At 66.7% G+C, this 246-nt stretch carries 1 protein-coding gene; it reads left to right on the forward strand.

Going from position 1 to position 246, the window contains the following annotated elements:
* Positions 1 to 30: 30 nt before the first annotated feature.
* Positions 31 to 246, forward strand: a 216-nt coding sequence (locus AF337_RS11870) for a hypothetical protein (RefSeq protein WP_152971004.1), incomplete at its 3' end; no start/stop codon positions are given.

The raw sequence follows: 246 nt of genomic DNA on the forward strand, positions 1-246 counted from the left end.
GGCTTGGTTGCGCAGCTCGGTGTGAGAACGGTGGCACAGAGCCCAGCCGTCAACATCGCGACCGATCAGCCGGCCATACCGGTCGACCAGAAATCGACGGCGCATGATGTCGCGGTGACACTCACCAGGCCAGCGAACGTGACGGCCTACACGGCGGGCGACGTCGTTGGGCAGACGGGGGGCGGGGTGCTGAACTTCGCGGCGATCGGCAAGTCGGGAGGATCGATCCTGATCACCCGGGCCGAG

Origin of the sequence: Rhizobium ecuadorense, assembly GCF_001187535.1 — a bacterium.
GTDB lineage: Bacteria > Pseudomonadota > Alphaproteobacteria > Rhizobiales > Rhizobiaceae > Rhizobium > Rhizobium ecuadorense.